The 15,157-nt window shown below is 72.3% G+C and carries 13 protein-coding genes; 5 read left to right on the top strand and 8 right to left on the bottom strand.

All coding sequences use genetic code 11. The features are described 5' to 3' along the window. Window positions 1–70 precede the first annotated feature (70 nt). Genes ACWEF2_RS24000 through ACWEF2_RS23990 form a run of 3 tightly spaced genes read right to left on the bottom strand, consistent with a single transcriptional unit; the run spans window position 71 to window position 3,169 of the window. A complete protein-coding gene (locus ACWEF2_RS24000) occupies window positions 71–937 on the bottom strand; it encodes an ABC transporter permease (protein ID WP_453818602.1) in 867 nt (288 codons plus the stop codon). Further along, entirely contained in the window at window positions 927–2,048 is a 1,122-nt protein-coding gene (locus ACWEF2_RS23995) for an ATP-binding cassette domain-containing protein (protein WP_453818601.1), read from the bottom strand. The genes ACWEF2_RS24000 and ACWEF2_RS23995 overlap by 11 nt, the downstream gene beginning before the upstream one ends. Beyond that, window positions 2,045–3,169, bottom strand: a complete 1,125-nt coding sequence (locus ACWEF2_RS23990; RefSeq protein ID WP_453818600.1) for a LolA family protein — start codon at window positions 3,167–3,169, stop codon at window positions 2,045–2,047. Before ACWEF2_RS23990 ends, ACWEF2_RS23995 begins: the two co-directional genes overlap by 4 nt. Before the next feature lie 189 nt (window positions 3,170–3,358). On the opposite strand from ACWEF2_RS23990, the gene ACWEF2_RS23985 reads away from it, so the two are divergent. Next, entirely contained in the window at window positions 3,359–4,033 is a 675-nt protein-coding gene (locus ACWEF2_RS23985) for a response regulator transcription factor (protein WP_453818599.1), read from the top strand. Further along, on the top strand, window positions 4,023–5,459 hold the full coding sequence (locus ACWEF2_RS23980) for a sensor histidine kinase (RefSeq protein ID WP_453818598.1): 1,437 nt from the start codon (window positions 4,023–4,025) through the stop codon (window positions 5,457–5,459). Before ACWEF2_RS23985 ends, ACWEF2_RS23980 begins: the two co-directional genes overlap by 11 nt. An 82-nt stretch (window positions 5,460–5,541) precedes the next feature. On the opposite strand, the gene folP is transcribed toward ACWEF2_RS23980, so the two are convergent. Then, on the bottom strand, window positions 5,542–6,435 hold the full coding sequence (gene folP / locus ACWEF2_RS23975) for a dihydropteroate synthase (RefSeq protein ID WP_453818597.1): 894 nt from the start codon (window positions 6,433–6,435) through the stop codon (window positions 5,542–5,544). 131 nt (window positions 6,436–6,566) lie between these two features. Continuing rightward, on the bottom strand, window positions 6,567–7,436 hold the full coding sequence (locus tag ACWEF2_RS23970; RefSeq protein ID WP_453818596.1) for a LysR family transcriptional regulator: 870 nt from the start codon (window positions 7,434–7,436) through the stop codon (window positions 6,567–6,569). Window positions 7,437–7,881: 445 nt separating this feature from the next. On the opposite strand from ACWEF2_RS23970, the gene ACWEF2_RS23965 reads away from it, so the two are divergent. Continuing rightward, a complete protein-coding gene (locus ACWEF2_RS23965) occupies window positions 7,882–9,546 on the top strand; it encodes an LCP family glycopolymer transferase (protein ID WP_453818595.1) in 1,665 nt (554 codons plus the stop codon). A 66-nt stretch (window positions 9,547–9,612) separates the two neighbouring features. Here the strand turns inward: ACWEF2_RS23965 and ACWEF2_RS23960 are convergent, their stop codons facing one another. Then, the gene (locus ACWEF2_RS23960; RefSeq protein ID WP_453818594.1) at window positions 9,613–11,667 is read right to left on the bottom strand and encodes a spermidine synthase; all 2,055 of its coding nucleotides are present in this window, start codon (window positions 11,665–11,667) and stop codon (window positions 9,613–9,615) included. 171 nt (window positions 11,668–11,838) lie between these two features. Here ACWEF2_RS23960 and ACWEF2_RS23955 point away from each other — a divergent pair, with 171 nt between their 5' ends. Further along, window positions 11,839–13,197 carry a S8 family serine peptidase gene (locus tag ACWEF2_RS23955; RefSeq protein ID WP_453818593.1) on the top strand — a complete coding sequence of 453 codons (1,359 nt, stop codon included), beginning with the start codon at window positions 11,839–11,841 and terminating at the stop codon, window positions 13,195–13,197. 4 nt (window positions 13,198–13,201) lie between these two features. Further along, complete coding sequence (locus ACWEF2_RS23950) at window positions 13,202–13,435, top strand: hypothetical protein (protein WP_355598722.1); 234 nt, start codon at window positions 13,202–13,204, stop codon at window positions 13,433–13,435. A gap of 42 nt (window positions 13,436–13,477) precedes the next feature. On the opposite strand, the gene ACWEF2_RS23945 is transcribed toward ACWEF2_RS23950, so the two are convergent. Beyond that, the gene (locus ACWEF2_RS23945; RefSeq protein WP_453818592.1) at window positions 13,478–14,212 is read right to left on the bottom strand and encodes an ABC transporter permease; all 735 of its coding nucleotides are present in this window, start codon (window positions 14,210–14,212) and stop codon (window positions 13,478–13,480) included. After that, a complete protein-coding gene (locus tag ACWEF2_RS23940) occupies window positions 14,209–15,090 on the bottom strand; it encodes an ABC transporter ATP-binding protein (RefSeq protein ID WP_453818591.1) in 882 nt (293 codons plus the stop codon). The genes ACWEF2_RS23945 and ACWEF2_RS23940 overlap by 4 nt, the downstream gene beginning before the upstream one ends. Between the last annotated feature and the right edge of the window lie 67 nt (window positions 15,091–15,157).

The following is a 15,157-nucleotide window of genomic DNA, read 5'->3' as shown; positions in this document are numbered from 1 at the left end:
GGCGCCCGTGTGACGCTCCCCCGGCCGTCCGGGCACGGCCGGTGAGGACGCGCGGATCACCGGCCCGGGGTCAGCAGGTGACGTCCTTTCCGGTGAAGCGGGCCCAGGCGAACGAGCCGCAGATCACCGTGTAGGCGGCGAAGACCAGCAGGCCCTGTCCCATGTCACCGGTGGCGACCGGGTCGCGCAGCACCCCGTCGAAGCCGTTCCACCAGTGCGTCAGCAGGTACGGCCGGAGCCCGGACAGCTGCGGGATGACCCCGAGCACCTGAGCGACGATCACCAGCACCACGGTCGTGGCGATGGCGCCGACGGCCACCTCGGTCAGCGTCGAGAGCGCCAGCGCGAGGGCCGCGAGGGCGGCCATGCCCGCCGTGACGTACAGCACGACGAGGCCGATCCTGAGCAGGCCGTCGAGCAGGGGGACCGTCGCCCCCGACAGCAGGGTGATCGGCCCGGCCGGGAACAGTACCAGCCCGGTGAGCAGCGCCGACAGCGCGACCGCGGTGACGGCCGCCAGGCAGAAGACGACCGCGTTGGCGTACTTGACGGCCAGCAGCCGGGTCCGGCCGGCCGGAGCGGTCAGCAGGTAGCGCAGGGTGCCGGCCCCGGCCTCCCCCGCCACCGAGTCCCCGGCGACCACCGCGACGGTGACCGGCAGCATGAGCTGCACCAGGACCGAGAGCGCGGCGAAGGTGAGGAACAGCCCGTTGCCGGTGACCTGGGTGAAGATCGCGGGAGCGCCCTCGTCCTCGCCCGGCCCGCCGAACGTCCGCAGCACGACACCGATCAGCACCGGAACCGCGGCGAGCACGGCCAGCATGGCGATGTTCCTGGGGCGCCGGAAGGTCAGCCCCATCTCCGAGCCGAGCAGCCGGAGCAGCGCCCGGGGAGCGCTCACCGCCCGTCCCCGGACGGTCAGGACCTCAGCCGACATCGAACCCCTCCCCGGTCAGGCCCACGAACACGTCCTCCAGGCTCGGCCGCTGCACGGCCAGGCCGCGCACCGCGACGCCCGCGGTCACCAGCGCCGCGCAGACCCGTTCGGGGACGTCCGCGCCCAGTTCGGCACCGACCCCGCCGCCGTCGGCGCGGATCTCCGCGAGCCCCAGACCGGCCAGTACGGCCGCCGCCTCCGCGACGTCCGGCGTCTCCACCCGGACCCTGACCGCCTCCCCCGCCCGGAGCTCGGCGATGGGCCCCTGGGCCACCAGTCTCCCGGACCGCATGACGGCGACGTGGGAGCACATCTGCTCCACCTCGGCCAGCAGGTGGGAGGAGACGAACACGGTGGTCCCCTCGGCGGCGATCTCCTTGACCAGCCCGCGGACCTCGCGGGTGCCCTGCGGGTCCAGGCCGTTGGTCGGCTCGTCGAGGATCAGCAGTTCCCTCGGCCCCAGCAGCGCGGCGGCGATCGCCAGCCGCTGGCGCATGCCCAGCGAGTAGGCGCGATAGCGCTTGCGGGCGGCGGCGGCCAGCCCCACCCGGTCCAGGGCGAGCCCGATGCGGGCGGTGACGGTGCGGGGATCGGCGGCGGGGTCGGCCGCGTCGTAGCGGCGCAGATTGGCCTCACCCGACAGGTAGGGGTAGAACGACGGCCCCTCGACCAGTGCGCCGACCCGCGACAGCACGGCGGGCAGCCCGGCAGGCATCGGCGCGCCGAACAGCTCCCAGGTGCCCGCCGTGGGCGCTACCAGGCCGAGCAGCATGCGGATGGTCGTGGTCTTGCCCGAGCCGTTCGGCCCGAGGAAACCGAAGACCGCTCCGGTGGGCACGGCCAGGTCGAGGCCGTCCACCGCCACCTGGCCGCCGCGGAACCGCTTGGTCAGGCCACGGGTGACGATCGAACGGCCTCCGGCGGACCCGGCGGGCGGGCGGCCCTCCGGCGCGGACGGCCCGACCTCGGCGCCGGTCCCGGTGTCGCGGACGACGGGCGGGGGCGCCCCCTCCGGCGCCCCCGAGCCCTCGTCGAGCCCACCCCGGCGAGCGGTGCCACCGCGGCGGCCGTCACCCGCCAGGGTTCGTACGTCTCCCGGCGTCTCGCTCATCGCTGTCCGGCCACCTCTGCCAGCTTGGCGGGGGTGACCGCGCCGACCAGCAGACGGCCGTCGTCGGTCAGCAGCGCGGAGAGCAGCTTGGTCTGGACGACCCTGCCGCCGCCCCACGGTCCGTTGACCCGGGTGGCCGACTTCAGCAGGGCGCCGGCGATCGCGCTCGCGTCCTGTCCGCCGGGCCGCCCGCCCTGCCCCCGCTCCACCTGGGCGCCGAGGTCTCGCGCGGAGAAGGGGAACACCGCCACCGAGGTCCAGCCGACGCCGACGGTCTTGACCCTGTCCTTGAGTCCCTCGGCCCTCTCCTGCCTGGCCTCCAGCATCCGGCCGGCGTCGGCGAGGGACTTCTCCTCGACCTTCGTGCCCGCGGGCGGGGTGAAGGTGAAGTTGTCCGGGGCCGGCGGGGTGAAGGTGACGGAGGTGAAACCGATCTCGAAGGCCGGTTCGGCCGCGCTCCTGGCGTAGACCTGGACACGCAGCGGGACGAACGTCTCCCCGTCGAGCGCCAGCTTGACCTCCCTGATCAGGGAGGAGTCGTCCTTGGGGGTGAGGACGAGCTGGTATGCCGGGCGGTCGGCGACCCGTTCGGTGTTGGTGACGCCGACCACGGTGTCGGGGCCGGCCTTCCTCAGCACCTCCCCTGCGAGCTGCTGCGGGGTCATCGCCACGGGCAGGGCGTGCTCCGGCCCGGCGGGCACGCGCCCGGTTCCGCCGGTGATCCGGGTGGCCTTGTCGGCGTCGCTCTCCCAGAGCCAGACCTGGTCGCCGTTGACGATCAGGTCGGTCTCGCTCATCCTCCCCGGCAGGGCGAGCCGGATCCGGTCGGCGCCGCCGTACCAGACCTTGAGTTCGTGCGAACCCGCCAGCAGGGCGGCGGGCGAGGTCCCGCCCATCCCCGCCACCTGCGGCAGCGCCGGCAGGCCGAGGGAGGCGGTCTGCATCACGGTGCCCGACATCGGCTTCAGGCCGGACCCGGCGGCCTGGGCCGCGTCGGCGAGCAGCTGCTCGGCGGTGCGCTCGGGCAGCACCGGGTCCCCCTGGACCGCGGCGATGACCGGACCCGCGCCGACGGCCCCCGCGACCATGGCGATCGCGGCCACCGGCACGCCCCACCTCACGGCGCGACCTCTTCCCGCTTGCTCTGACATGTCATCCCCTCACGGTATGCCGTCGATCACTGTTCTTCGCAGCCTGCGTGAACGGTCCTGTGCCGGAGCTGAGACAGACTGAGAGGGCTCACAGGGTTCTCAGCCGCCTCTCAGGCCGGGTGGCCCAGGATGGGGCCGTATCGACGAAGGTGGTGGGGGATGCGGGTTCTCGTCGTGGAGGACGAACGGCGGATGGCCTCGGCGCTCCAGCGCGGGCTGCGGGCCGAGGGGTTCGCGGTCGATCTCGCGCACGACGGCGAGGACGGCCTGCATCTGGCCAGGCACGGCGACTACGACGTGGTCGTGCTGGACATCATGCTGCCCAGGATCTCCGGCTACAACGTCTGCAAGCAGCTGCGGGCCGAGAAGAACTGGGTGCCGATCCTGATGCTGTCGGCCAAGGACGGCGAGTACGACATGGCCGACGGGCTCGACCTGGGCGCCGACGACTATCTGACCAAGCCGTTCTCCTACGTCGTGCTGGTGGCCAGGCTGAGGGCGCTGCTGCGCCGCGGCGCGAGCCGGCGCCCCGCCGTACTGCGGGCAGGGGACCTGTCGCTGGATCCCGCGCGGCGGCGGGTCTTCAGAGGGCACCAGCCGGTGGAGCTGACCCCCAGGGAGTTCGCGCTCCTGGAGTATCTGATGCGCCGCCACGACGAGGTGGTCTCCAAGACGGAGATCCTGGAGCACGTCTGGGACACCTTCGACACCGACCCCAACGTGGTCGAGGTCTACGTGGGGTACCTGCGCCGCAAGATCGACGTGCCGTTCTCCAGGAACGCGCTGCGGACCGTGCGGGGGGCCGGATACCGGCTGGCCGGCGATGGCGGCTGATCCCCCGGCGCGTCGCACGGTCGGCTGGTGGCGGCGGCGGAGCCTGCGCTTCCATCTGACCGTGGTGGCCTCGGCCGTGCTCGCGCTCGCCCTGGTCGTCTCGGCCTACGTGATGATCGGCGCGCTCGGCCGGTCGCTGCTCGCCACCGTGGACGGGACGATCTACCAGCGGGCGCGGGACACGGTGTCGCTGGCCGACGCGGGGCGGCTGCCGGACGAGATGACCTCGCCCGACGGGACGCTGCTGCAGGTGATCGACCGTACCGGGCGGATCACCCACGCCACCGTCGGCACCGACCGGCTGGTGCCGCTGCTGGACGCCGGGGAGCGGGCCTCGGCCGTGCGCCTGGGCGAGGCCCGGTTCCTGGACGGCGAGCCGTACGGGATCCCGCACATGCTGCGGGTCCGGGCGCTCAGCGCCGACCGCGGGCAGACGGTGATCGCCGCCCGGCCCTTCAGCGAGGTGCAGACCAGCATCAACACGGCCAGTCACGTGCTGGTGGTCGGCACGCCGCTGCTGCTGGTGCTGCTGGCCGGGGCGAGCTGGATGGTCATCGGCAGGACGTTGCGGCCCATCGCCGCGCTGCGCCGGGGCGCGGACGAGATCACCGACACCGCCCGCTCCCGCCGCCTGCCCGTGCCCGAGGCGCGCGACGAGGTGCACAGCCTCGCCACCACGCTCAACGACATGCTGGCCCGGCTGGAGAAGGCCGACGCGCGCCAGCGCGCCCTGGTCTCCGACGCGGCGCACGAGCTGCGCAGCCCGCTGGCCAGCATCCGGCTCCAGCTGGAGGTGGCGCTGGGGCATCCGCGGGGTCAGGACTGGCGGGAGACGGCCGAGGGCGTGCTGGAGGACACCATGCGCCTGGCCAGGCTCGCCGAGGACCTGCTCGCGCTGGCCCGCCTGGACGAGCGCGGCGGCACCCGTGGCCGCAGGGAGCCGGTGGAGCTGGACCGGCTGATCCCCCAGACCGCCGAACGGTACGGCGCGGCCGTCACGGTGCGGATCCCGGACGGCCTCGGAGAGGCGCGGGACGGGGACCGGGGCGGGAACGGAGACCAGGACGGGGAGGGGAACGGGGGGATCGTGGTGACCGGGGACGCGCTGGATCTGGGGCGGGTGCTGGTCAACCTGGTGGACAACGCGCTGCGCCACACGAACGCCCCGGTGGTCGTGGAGCTGCGCACCGAGGGTGCCGACGCGGTGCTCACCGTCACCGACGACGGCCCCGGCATTCCCGAGCCCGACCGGGAGAGGGTCTTCGACCGGTTCACCCGGCTGGACAGCGCGCGCAGCCGTGACGAGGGCGGGGCCGGGCTGGGCCTGGCGATCGTCCGGGAGACGGTGCACGCCCACGGCGGGGCGGTCCACCTGGAGGACGCCTCCCCCGGCCTCCGGGCCGTCGTACGGCTGCCGCTGTCCTGACCGGGGTCCGCGGCGCCTCTCCCGCGCGGGTCCCCGGGGACGTCGCGGCGGGCGCCACCACCAAGATCGGCGCCCGGGCCTCCTACTCCGGCTTCGGCGCCTGCCCGCCGAGGGGCTCGTCCAGGGCCGGCCGCTCCGGCGTCCGGGCTCTCAGCTCGGTCACCACGGCCAGCGCGGTGCGGGCGGAGGCGGCGTCGTGGACCCGGAAGACCCTGGCACCCTGCCAGGCCGAGATCGCCAGGGTGGCGATGGTTCCGGCGTGACGCTCGTCGACCGGGAGGCCGCCGAGGGTCTCGCCGACGAAGTCCTTGTTGGAGACCGCGACGAGCACCGGCCAGCCGGTGGCGACCATCTCGCCCAGGCGGCGGCTGATCTCCAGGGAGTGCCGGGTGTTCTTTCCGAAGTCGTGCGCGGGGTCGATGAGGATCGACTCCCCGGCGACACCGGCGGCGACCGCCCGCTCCGCGAGGCCGACGGTACGGCCGATGACGTCGGCCATCACGTCGTCGTAGGCGATGCGGTGCGGACGGGTCCGGGGGACGACTCCTCCCGCGTGCGCGCAGACCAGCCCGATCCGGTGCTTGGCCGCGACCTCCGCCAGGACCGGGTCGACCCCGCCCCAGGTGTCGTTGAGCAGGTCGGCGCCCGCCTGGGCGACGACCTCCCCGACCTCGGCCCGCCAGGTGTCGACGCTGACGATCAGCCGCGGATGACGTTCCCGGACCGCCGCGACCAGGTCGGCCACCCGGCGGATCTCCTCCGCGGGGTCCACCTCGTCCCCCGGCCCCGCCTTGACACCACCGATGTCCACGATGTCCGCGCCACCGCCGACCGCCCGGTCCACCGCCTCCAGGGCGGCTCCGAATCCGTAGGTCCTCCCCCTGTCGTAGAAGGAGTCGGGCGTGCGGTTGACCACCGCCATGATCGCGAATTCGCCGGGCCGGAACTCACGGCCGCGCAGGCGCAAGATAGTCATCGGCACCGAGCCTAGCCGAGGCCGCCCGGCCCATCCGGGGCCGCCCGGGGCCCGCCGGGCCGGTGCCGGAGAGGCGGACGCTCCCACCTGCGCCGCCTCTGTGGGTGTCGGGACCGTGAATCACGGCGTTCCTAGGCGGCCGACCCTCCTTCGGCCACCGAGAGGAACTCCTGGGCGCTGGGGGGCAGCCGCCGTCGCGCGTGGACGAGGGCGATCACCCTGCGGACCGGGGGATCGAGGGAGCGGACCACCAGCCCGGCCCTGACGGCCTGCTCGGCCATCCCGCGATACCAGAGCAGGGAGGCCGTGCCCGAGCGGACCGTGTTCAGCCAGTTGCCGCGCTCGTCGAGCTGCACGGCCGGCACGGGGGTGACACCGTACTTGGCGAACAGCGCGTCGAACTCCCTGCGCCGGGCGCTGCCGGGGACGGGCAGCACCAGCCGCATGCCGTTGAGCCTGGTCATCGGCACCGGATCGGAAAGGCCCAGGCCGGGCGGGGAGATCAGCACGATCTCCTGGCGTTCCAGCGGATGGCTGACCAGGTCGGTGGGGACGGGCAGGTCCGTCAGGCCGATGTCGGCCCGCTGGTCCCGGATGGCGTTCACCACACCGTCCCGTCCGTCACAGCGGACGATGTGGACACGCACCCCGGGGTGCTCGGCGACATAGGCGGGAAGCAGCCGTCCGGCCAGTCCCGGCTCAAGGCTGGGGGTCGAGGCGATGCGCAGCTCCGCCTCGGACAAATGGCCCTGGGTGGACAGTGCCTCGATCTCGCGAACGGCGTCGAGCGCCTCCCTGGCCAGCTTGACCACCCGCCGTCCCTGCGCCGTGACGACCACGCCACGTCCCGACCGGGCGAACAACGTCATCCCCAGTTCTCGTTCCAGGTCCCGGATCGCGCGCGAAAGCGCAGGCTGGGCAATGTACAGCGACCTGGCCGCGTCGGTCATGGTGCGGTGCTCCGCCGTCGCGACCACATAGCGGAGCTGCTGCAGATTCATGACTTCGAAGCTAGGACACGGGCCCCGGCGCGGTCCTGCACATCGCGGAGATCACCTTGGACGATTTCGGAATGTAACCGAATAAGGCGACATCCGTGACGGATGATAAATCAGTCGGCTTACGCCCCGAATTCCACAAGAATCCCACTTTTCCTGATATATCGGATGTTCGATACGACAAGGTCACAGATCTCCGGAAGCCGGCGACGACCGCCGGCCGTCGGGGCGGAAGCGGGAACGGCGCGGGGGACGGACCCCACCCCGCGACACCCGGCCAGGCCCGCCCTCCTCGACGCCGCAGGTTAGGCGATCAGCAACCTGAGCTTGGTTATCTGTCTGTCATGTCCAGGTATGGGGCTAGAATCCTGCCAATTCCGTGAAATCGGGGGACCTTGGCTGTCTTGCCAGGTGGACCGGGGCAGGACGTACAGGAAGCGGTGTGGCGATGCGCCTAGGGCAAGACTCGGGGGATCCTGCCGGCGAGGGCGGGAAACGGCGCACCCGGCGGCACGACGGGGACGACGGCGCCGACTCCGGTGGCGCGTCCACCTCCCCCGGCACACCCGCCGGACAGGCGGCGCAGACCGTACCGGCCGGCGAGAACAGGCGGGTGCGAGAGGCCGGACGGACCTCCCGGAACCGGCCCAGGTTCGCCAGGCCGCTGACGGCCGCCTCGCTCATCGGCTGGACCGGGCTGTCGGTGATCCTGCCGGGCGCGGCCCACCTGCGCTCGGGGCGGCGCCGTACCGGATACGTCCTGCTCGGCGTCTTCGGCGTACTGCTGGCGACCGGGCTGGTGTCCGCCGTCATCCTGGCCGACCCGGAGAACGCGGGCTTCGTGACCCGGGACGGCACGCTGCTGGCCGGGGCGATCCTCGCCGGGGTCGGCGCGGTCGCCTGGTTCCTGCTGGTGCTCTCGTCCTACATCTCGCTCAGGCCCCACCGGCTGAGCGGAAAAGGCCAGATCGTCTCGGGCATCGCGGTCGGCGTGCTGTGCGTGGCGGTGACGTCACCGTTCGCGCTGGCCGCCAGCACCGTGCTGACCGTCAAGGACGCGGCCAACAGCATCTTCCGGAGCGCCTCGGGGGACCCGGCCGCCACCCCCATCAGGCACGGGGACCCGTGGGGTGGGCGCGAGCGGGTGAACTTCCTGCTCGTCGGCGGTGACGGAGCCGGCAACCGGGACGGCATCCGCACCGACAGCATGACCGTGGCCAGCGTGCACGTCGCGACCGGGAACGCGGTCCTGTTCAGCCTGCCCCGCAACCTGCAGCACGTCCGGTTCCCGCCCACCAGCCCGCTCGGCAGGCAGTTCCCCGGCGGCTTCATGCGTGAACTGCCCAACGGCGGCCTGCTCAACGAGGTCTGGCAGTACGCCGAGGAGCACCCGGAGATCATGCCCGGCAAGGAGGGACAGCGCGGGCCCAGGGCGCTCATGGAGGCGATCGGCTACACCCTCAACCTGAAGATCGACTATTACGCCCTGGTCAACATGTTCGGCTTCGCCCACCTGGTGGACGCCATCGGCGGCCTGAGGATCCGGGTGGAGCGCGACGTCCCGTGGGGTGGCCTCTACGGCACCGCGGGCACGATCAAGGCCGGCTACCGGACGCTCTCCGGCGAGGAGGCTCTCTGGTACGGCCGCTCCCGCGTCGGCAGCGACGACTTCTCCCGGATGAGTCGTCAGCGCTGCGTCATCGGCGCCTTCGCGCAGCAGGCCACCCCCTCGGTGGTCCTGACCAACTTCGTCAAGATCGCGAATGTGGCCAAGAAGATGGCCAAGACCGACATACCCCGCGAACTGCTGGAGCACCTGGCCACCCTCGGCCTGAGGGTCAAGGACGCCAGGATCACCAGCCTCCAGTTCGTACCGCCGGAGTTCTACTCCGGCTCCCCCGACTGGCAGAAGATCCGGGCCGCCACCGCCAGGGCTCTGCGCCAGTCGATCCAGCCCCGCCGCGCCCAGGCCGCGGGGGTGACCGCCTCTCCCGGCGCGAGCGACGCGACGCCCACCCCCTCGCCCACCCGCACCGCGAGGACGCTCCCCCGCCAGACACCCACCCCGAACAACGGCGCCGCCAAGTCGCTCGGTGAGCTCTGCGGCTTCTGACCCCTCGCGGCGCCGTGGCCCGGCCCCTCGTCCAGGGGAGCCGGGCCACGGTGCCGTCTGCGGGACTCAGCCGGCCGGAGCGGCCCGCGCGGCCCTGGGCAGCAGGGCGAAGGCCCCGAGGTAGAGCGCGCCCGCCACGATCAGCAGGGCCTGGTATCCGATGACCAGCGCCAGATACTCCAGGCAGCCGCCGACCATCGCGCCCAGCAGGTTCGCGCCGAAGGCCGTCGTGCCGTCGGCCGAGTCGGCGAAGCGCTTGGCGAACACCACGTTGGCCGCGAAGATCGGCAGGAACGCGACCACCACCGCGGCCGACGCCCGCAACGGCAGCGGCAGGCCGAGCAGCCAGGAGTCGGGCACCAGCCAGGCCAGCACCAGCCCGCCGAGGAGCACGCCGTACATGACGGGCAGCGGCGGGGTCCTGAAACGGCGGGTCACCTCCACCGCGGCGAGCACGGCGACCAGCACCCCGGCGAACACGATCGCGTTCACCACCCAGGTCGTGCCGAACAGCAGCGCGAACCCGGTCACGCTCTTGGTCTCCAGCAGCAGGAACGCCACGCCCAGCAGGAACAGGTCGGCGTGGGGGCGCATCCTGGTGTACGGCCCGGCGACCACCCGGACCGCGAGCATGCTCACGATCAGGATGAGGCCGAGGGTGATGAGATAGATCTGGGGGACCGTGCGGTCCCTGAGATAGAGGAAGGGCCGGTCGTCGCCGGTCGGCGGCGGGGTGCCGGCCGTGGCCCCCGGCCACTCGGCTCCGCAGCTCTGGGCCTCGGCGGTGAGCCCCGCGGTGATGACGGCCTGCTGCCCGGCCTGGCTGACGATGTCCACGCACGGCCGGTGGCCGAAGGCGGCCTGCATGGTGGCGGCCAGCCGGTCCACCAGCCAGCTCTCCCGGTAGTAGTTGTACATCGAGAAGGTGCCGCCGGGCTTGAGGTGGTCCCTGGCCGCCTCCATGGCCTGCCGGGTGAACAGATAGCTCTCCAGCCGCAGCGAACTGGCCCCGGAGACCAGGGTGAGCGAGTCGGGCAGCGCGAACAGGATCAGGTCGTACTTCTCGGCTGTGCGTTCGAGGAAGGCGCGGCCGTCGGTGACGACGGTGGTGACCCTGGGATCGTCGTAGGGCCGGTCCGGGTGGTGGAGCGCGCCGAGTTCGCGGAGCTTGGGGTCGATCTCCACCGCGTCCACGTGCCCGGCGCCCTTGCGCACCGCGATCGCCACGTCGGTGCCGCTGCCCGCTCCCACGATCAGCACGTCGTCCAGCCTCCGCGCCGCCGCCCGCTCGTACGGCAGGGCGTACTGCCGCTCCCAGTCCAGCCGGTTCGCCGCGGGGATGGCCTGCTGGTGCGGGATGCCGTTGACCTGGATGTCCATCACCGGGACGCCGTGCCAGTCGAAGCGGTCGTAGGTCACCTTGTAGTACGGCGACCAGAGCGCGCCCGCGGTCAGCGTCTCGGCCGCGAGCGCGGCGACGACGACCAGCGACGGGACGGCCAGCGCGATCCGCCCCTGAGGCGTACGCGGCCGGAGCAGCACCGTGTAGGCGGCCGCGGCGATCACTCCCCACACGACGGGGGGCGCTCCGAGAAAGGACAGCGCGGTGAACAGCCCGATGCCGGTGAGGCTGCCGACCAGGTCGTAGCGGTACGCCTCCAGCCGGCCGAGCTCGGGGAAGCAGCGCCCGACCAGCTCGGCCGGGCCCATCAGCACGACCGCCGCCGCCGTGAAGATCACCGGCAGGATCAGCCAGGGCGGCGGCCCGCTGGTGCTCAGGCTGGTCCAGTACAGGACCCCCTCGGTCTGCCGGTCCACGGTGACCGGGAAGAACAGGACGACCAGCACGAGGACGGCCAGCGTGATGGGCGAGTAGTACGGCTGCCGCGCCGTGCGCCCGACGCGGAGGAAGCCGAGTCCGATCCCGAGGAACGAACCGAGCAGGACGAAGTTCGTGAAGTAGCTCAGGTGCACGATGTTCGAGCCGGTCCACCGGATCAGCGCGAGCTCCAGGAAGAGCATGAACGCGCTCGCCACGATGAGCCTCGGCCGGACGCCCAGCCAGTGCGTGGGACGGACATCGGAATACGGGGGTGGCGTCGTCTCGGCCGCTGCGGTCATGTCGCCCAACGCTAGTGATCGTCGCCCCTCCAAGGGAAGAAAATCAGTGCCAGCGATTTGCGGAGATTGAAGGCATAGTTGCTGGTGAATAGCGTTTTGTGCGGGTGGACGGGGCCGATGCCGATGGAGGAACGTGGTGGAATTCGTTCCCCTCGAACCTCGGTGGTGTACATGAGAGTCCTGATCCAGCTCCGCCCAGCTCCGGACGTCGTCGCGGCCGTGGCCGACCCGGGGGTGACCGCGACCACGGCCGACGTCTCCGCCCCCCTGCCCGGCGTCGTCCTGGACCATTCCTTCATCCCCGTCGCGCTGCCCCGCCCCGTGCCCGTCGCCGGGGGCGACCCCTTCTCCCTGAGTCAGTCGACGACCTTCTCCCTCGCCGCCGACCAGGCCTCGGTCATGGTCCGGGGCGAGATCTCCGACGACGAGCTGTCCACCCGGCTCACCCTGCTGCCCTCCATGCGCTCCGACGTCGTGGGGGTGCACGCCGATCCGGTGATCGAGTCCGGCCTCACCTGCGGCGGCGACGCATCGGTGGGCGACTGGCACGACGTGGAGCGCCTGCTGCGCGTCACCGAGCTCCAGGCGGAGGGCCTGGACGGGGCCGGCGTCGCGCTGGCGGTGGTGGACACCGGCATCAACGCCGCGCACATCATCCGGCACACCGGCCGGAGCCTGACCCTGGACGCGCAGCGCAGCTGGAAGCCGGACGGGGTGACCGGCCGGCCGGGCGAGTTCCCGGTGGACCACGGCACGATGTGCGCGTTCGACACGCTCATCGCCGCCCCCCGGACCTCCCTGATCGACATCCCCGTGCTGCTGTCACGGCGTGCGGGTGGCTCGGCCATGGACGGCCTGCTCTCGGACGCGGTCGCCGCCTTCGCCCACCTGCGCACCGTGCTCGCCGCCCAGCCCGAGTCGTCCCGGTCCCTGATCATCAGCAACAGCTGGGGCTCCTTCTCCCCCCGCTGGGACTTCCCGGTCGGCCATCCCGGCAACTACTCCGACAACGCGGCCCACCCGTTCAACCTGATCATCTCCAGTCTGGAGCAGGCCGGGGCCGACGTGCTGTTCGCCGCGGGCAACTGCGGGCGCGACTGCCGGGACAGACGGTGCGCCTACCCCGACCGCCCGATCTCGGGCGCCAACTCCCATCCGCGCGTGCTCTCCATCGGCGGCGTGGACACCTCCGGCGAGCGGGTCGGCTACTCCTCCCAGGGGCCCGGCCGCCTCACCTCTCGCAAGCCGGACATCTGCGCCTACACCCACTTCTCCGGTTCCGGGGCGTTCGGCGACGACGCGCCCGACTCGGGCACCTCGGCCGCCTGCCCGGTCGCGGCCGGCCTGGTCGCGGCCATCCGCACCCGCTGGCCCGCCTCCCGCCTGTCCCCCGCCCAGCTGCGCGCCCTGCTCCGCCGTACCGCCGACGACCGCGGCGACTTCGGGTTCGACTACGACTACGGATACGGTGTCGTCGACGTCTCGGGGGTGCTCGCCTCATTGCGCCGCAGGGAGATGCGCGTAGCGTGAGGACATGGTTCTCGTCACCGTACGGCTCCCGTCCCCGGCGACGCTCACGCAGGCCATGCGCCGCCTGGGCCTGTCGGACGAGGAGGTCGACACCGGCTACGGCCTGGTGCTCATCGACCCCGAGCAGGACCTGTACGCCCTACGGGTGACCCAGACGGCCGCCGGGCGGATCGACCCGGCGGCGGGCGGCGGCCACTACGCCGACCCGAGGATCGAACCGTACGGCCCGCCGGGCTAGGCACGGCCCCTCAGCTCGTGCCCGGCGCGGCGAGCCGTACGGTCAGGCGTTCTCCCGGTTGAAGACACGGGTGCCCGCCGTCACGCAGACGACCGACAGGAGCAGGGTCACCGCGACCCCGGCTGCCACCGTCCAGGTGGCGTACCGCCCGCCGAAGAGGTCCCGTACGGCTTCGAGCACGTAACGGAACGGTGTCATCCGCGACAGCGCGTCCAGCCAGCCGGGCGCCATGGACATCGGCAGGAACGCGCCCGACAGCAGGATCAGCGGGACTGTCCCGGTGCTCATGACGGGGGCGAACGCCTCGGGGTTCAGGTTCAGCGCGATCGCGTTGGAGAGCGCGGCCAGGCTCACCCCGAGCAGCGTCATGAGCGCCAGGCCGGCCGGCACGCCGGGCGGCCACGCGCGCAGGCCGAAGGCGTAGCCCGCGGCGATCAGCATGATCGACTGAATCAGCAGCGTCAGGGCACTGCTCAGCACCCGGCCCAGCAGCAGGGAGACGCGGTGCGCCGGAGTAACCCTCAGCCGCTCCAGCACGCCCGAACGGGCGTCGAATACGACGCCGAACCCGGCCAGGCCCGCGCTGAGCAGCGTGACCTGGATCAGCAGGCCGGGAATCAGCGTCTCCCAGGTGCCGATCGTGGCGAACAGCGGCCCGAACAGCACCAGGTAGAGCATGGGCTGCAGGACGCCGAAGGCGATGCCCACCTTCTGCCGCAGCACGATCCGGGTGTTGTGCCGGAAGACGAACCAGGTGTCGCGGAGCACGGTGTTCACCGGACCACCCCTCGCTCCCCGCCCACCGGTCGCGCGGCGGGCGCGGCTCCGCCGGGCCCGGCGCCGGCGGATCCGCCGCCCTGACCGGGACCTCCCGGTCCGGGGCCGTCCTGACCGGGGCCGTCCGGTCCTGGGCCGTTGACCGGCCGGTCCTCTCGCAGAGAGCGGCCGGTGATGGCCAGGAAGGCGTCGTCGAGGGTGCCGGTGCCGCCTTTGAGTTCGGCCGGGGTGCCCTCGGCGACGATCACGCCGCGGTCGATGACGAACAGGCGGTCGGCGAGCGTGTCCGCCTCGTCGAGATAGTGGGTGGTGAGGAAGACCGTGAGGCCCTCCCTGTCGCGCAGCCGCCGGATGTGCCCCCAGAGGCTGGCCCGGCTCTGCGGGTCCAGGCCCGTGGTCGGCTCGTCGAGGAAAAGCAGCGACGGCCCGTGGACCAGGCCGAACGCCAGGTCGAAACGGCGGCGCTGCCCACCGGAGAGCGCGCCGCCCGGCCGGGCCTCCAGGCCGGTGAGCTCGAACCGTTCCAGCACCTCCCGGATCCGCTCACGAGCCTCGGCCCGGCACATGCCGTACAGCAGGGCGTGGAGTTCGAGCTCGTCCCCCACCGGGGTGGCCGGACCGATCGCGCCGCCCTGGGACACGTAGCCGATGCGCCGCCTCACGCCGCGGGGGTCGGCGAGCAGATCGTGCCCGGCGACCGTGGCGGTGCCCCCGGTGGAGCGCAGCAGCGTGGTCAGCATGCGCATGGTGGTGGTTTTTCCCGCGCCGTTCGGTCCGAGGAAGCCCACGATCTCGCCCGCCTCGACGGCGAGATCCAGGCCCCGGACGGCGTCGGCGCCGCCGGGGAAGGTTTTACTCAAACCCGATGTCTTGATCATTTGATCGCCTCCATTTTTAGACTAACACTAAATTTGGAGTGACATCAAAATTTAGCCCGCCCCATAG

The sequence above is a fragment of the Streptosporangium sp. NPDC004631 genome, assembly GCF_053601935.1.
Note: the sequence above shows the minus strand (reverse complement) of the source record. Positions and strands in the feature narration are given on the sequence as shown.

Bases quoted from the DNA above. Each gene is read 5' to 3' on its own strand.
- ACWEF2_RS23970 (WP_453818596.1), bottom strand. From the start codon at position 7,436: ATGAATCTGCAGCAGCTCCGCTATGTGGTCGCGACGGCGGAGCACCGC.
- ACWEF2_RS23950 (WP_355598722.1), top strand. From the start codon at position 13,202: ATGGTTCTCGTCACCGTACGGCTCCCGTCCCCGGCGACGCTCACGCAG.
- ACWEF2_RS23940 (WP_453818591.1), bottom strand. From the start codon at position 15,090: ATGATCAAGACATCGGGTTTGAGTAAAACCTTCCCCGGCGGCGCCGAC.
- ACWEF2_RS23960 (WP_453818594.1), bottom strand. From the start codon at position 11,667: ATGACCGCAGCGGCCGAGACGACGCCACCCCCGTATTCCGATGTCCGT.
- folP (WP_453818597.1), bottom strand. From the start codon at position 6,435: ATGACTATCTTGCGCCTGCGCGGCCGTGAGTTCCGGCCCGGCGAATTC.
- ACWEF2_RS23965 (WP_453818595.1), top strand. From the start codon at position 7,882: ATGCGCCTAGGGCAAGACTCGGGGGATCCTGCCGGCGAGGGCGGGAAA.
- ACWEF2_RS23955 (WP_453818593.1), top strand. From the start codon at position 11,839: ATGAGAGTCCTGATCCAGCTCCGCCCAGCTCCGGACGTCGTCGCGGCC.
- ACWEF2_RS23980 (WP_453818598.1), top strand. From the start codon at position 4,023: ATGGCGGCTGATCCCCCGGCGCGTCGCACGGTCGGCTGGTGGCGGCGG.
- ACWEF2_RS24000 (WP_453818602.1), bottom strand. From the start codon at position 937: ATGTCGGCTGAGGTCCTGACCGTCCGGGGACGGGCGGTGAGCGCTCCC.
- ACWEF2_RS23995 (WP_453818601.1), bottom strand. From the start codon at position 2,048: ATGAGCGAGACGCCGGGAGACGTACGAACCCTGGCGGGTGACGGCCGC.
- ACWEF2_RS23985 (WP_453818599.1), top strand. From the start codon at position 3,359: ATGCGGGTTCTCGTCGTGGAGGACGAACGGCGGATGGCCTCGGCGCTC.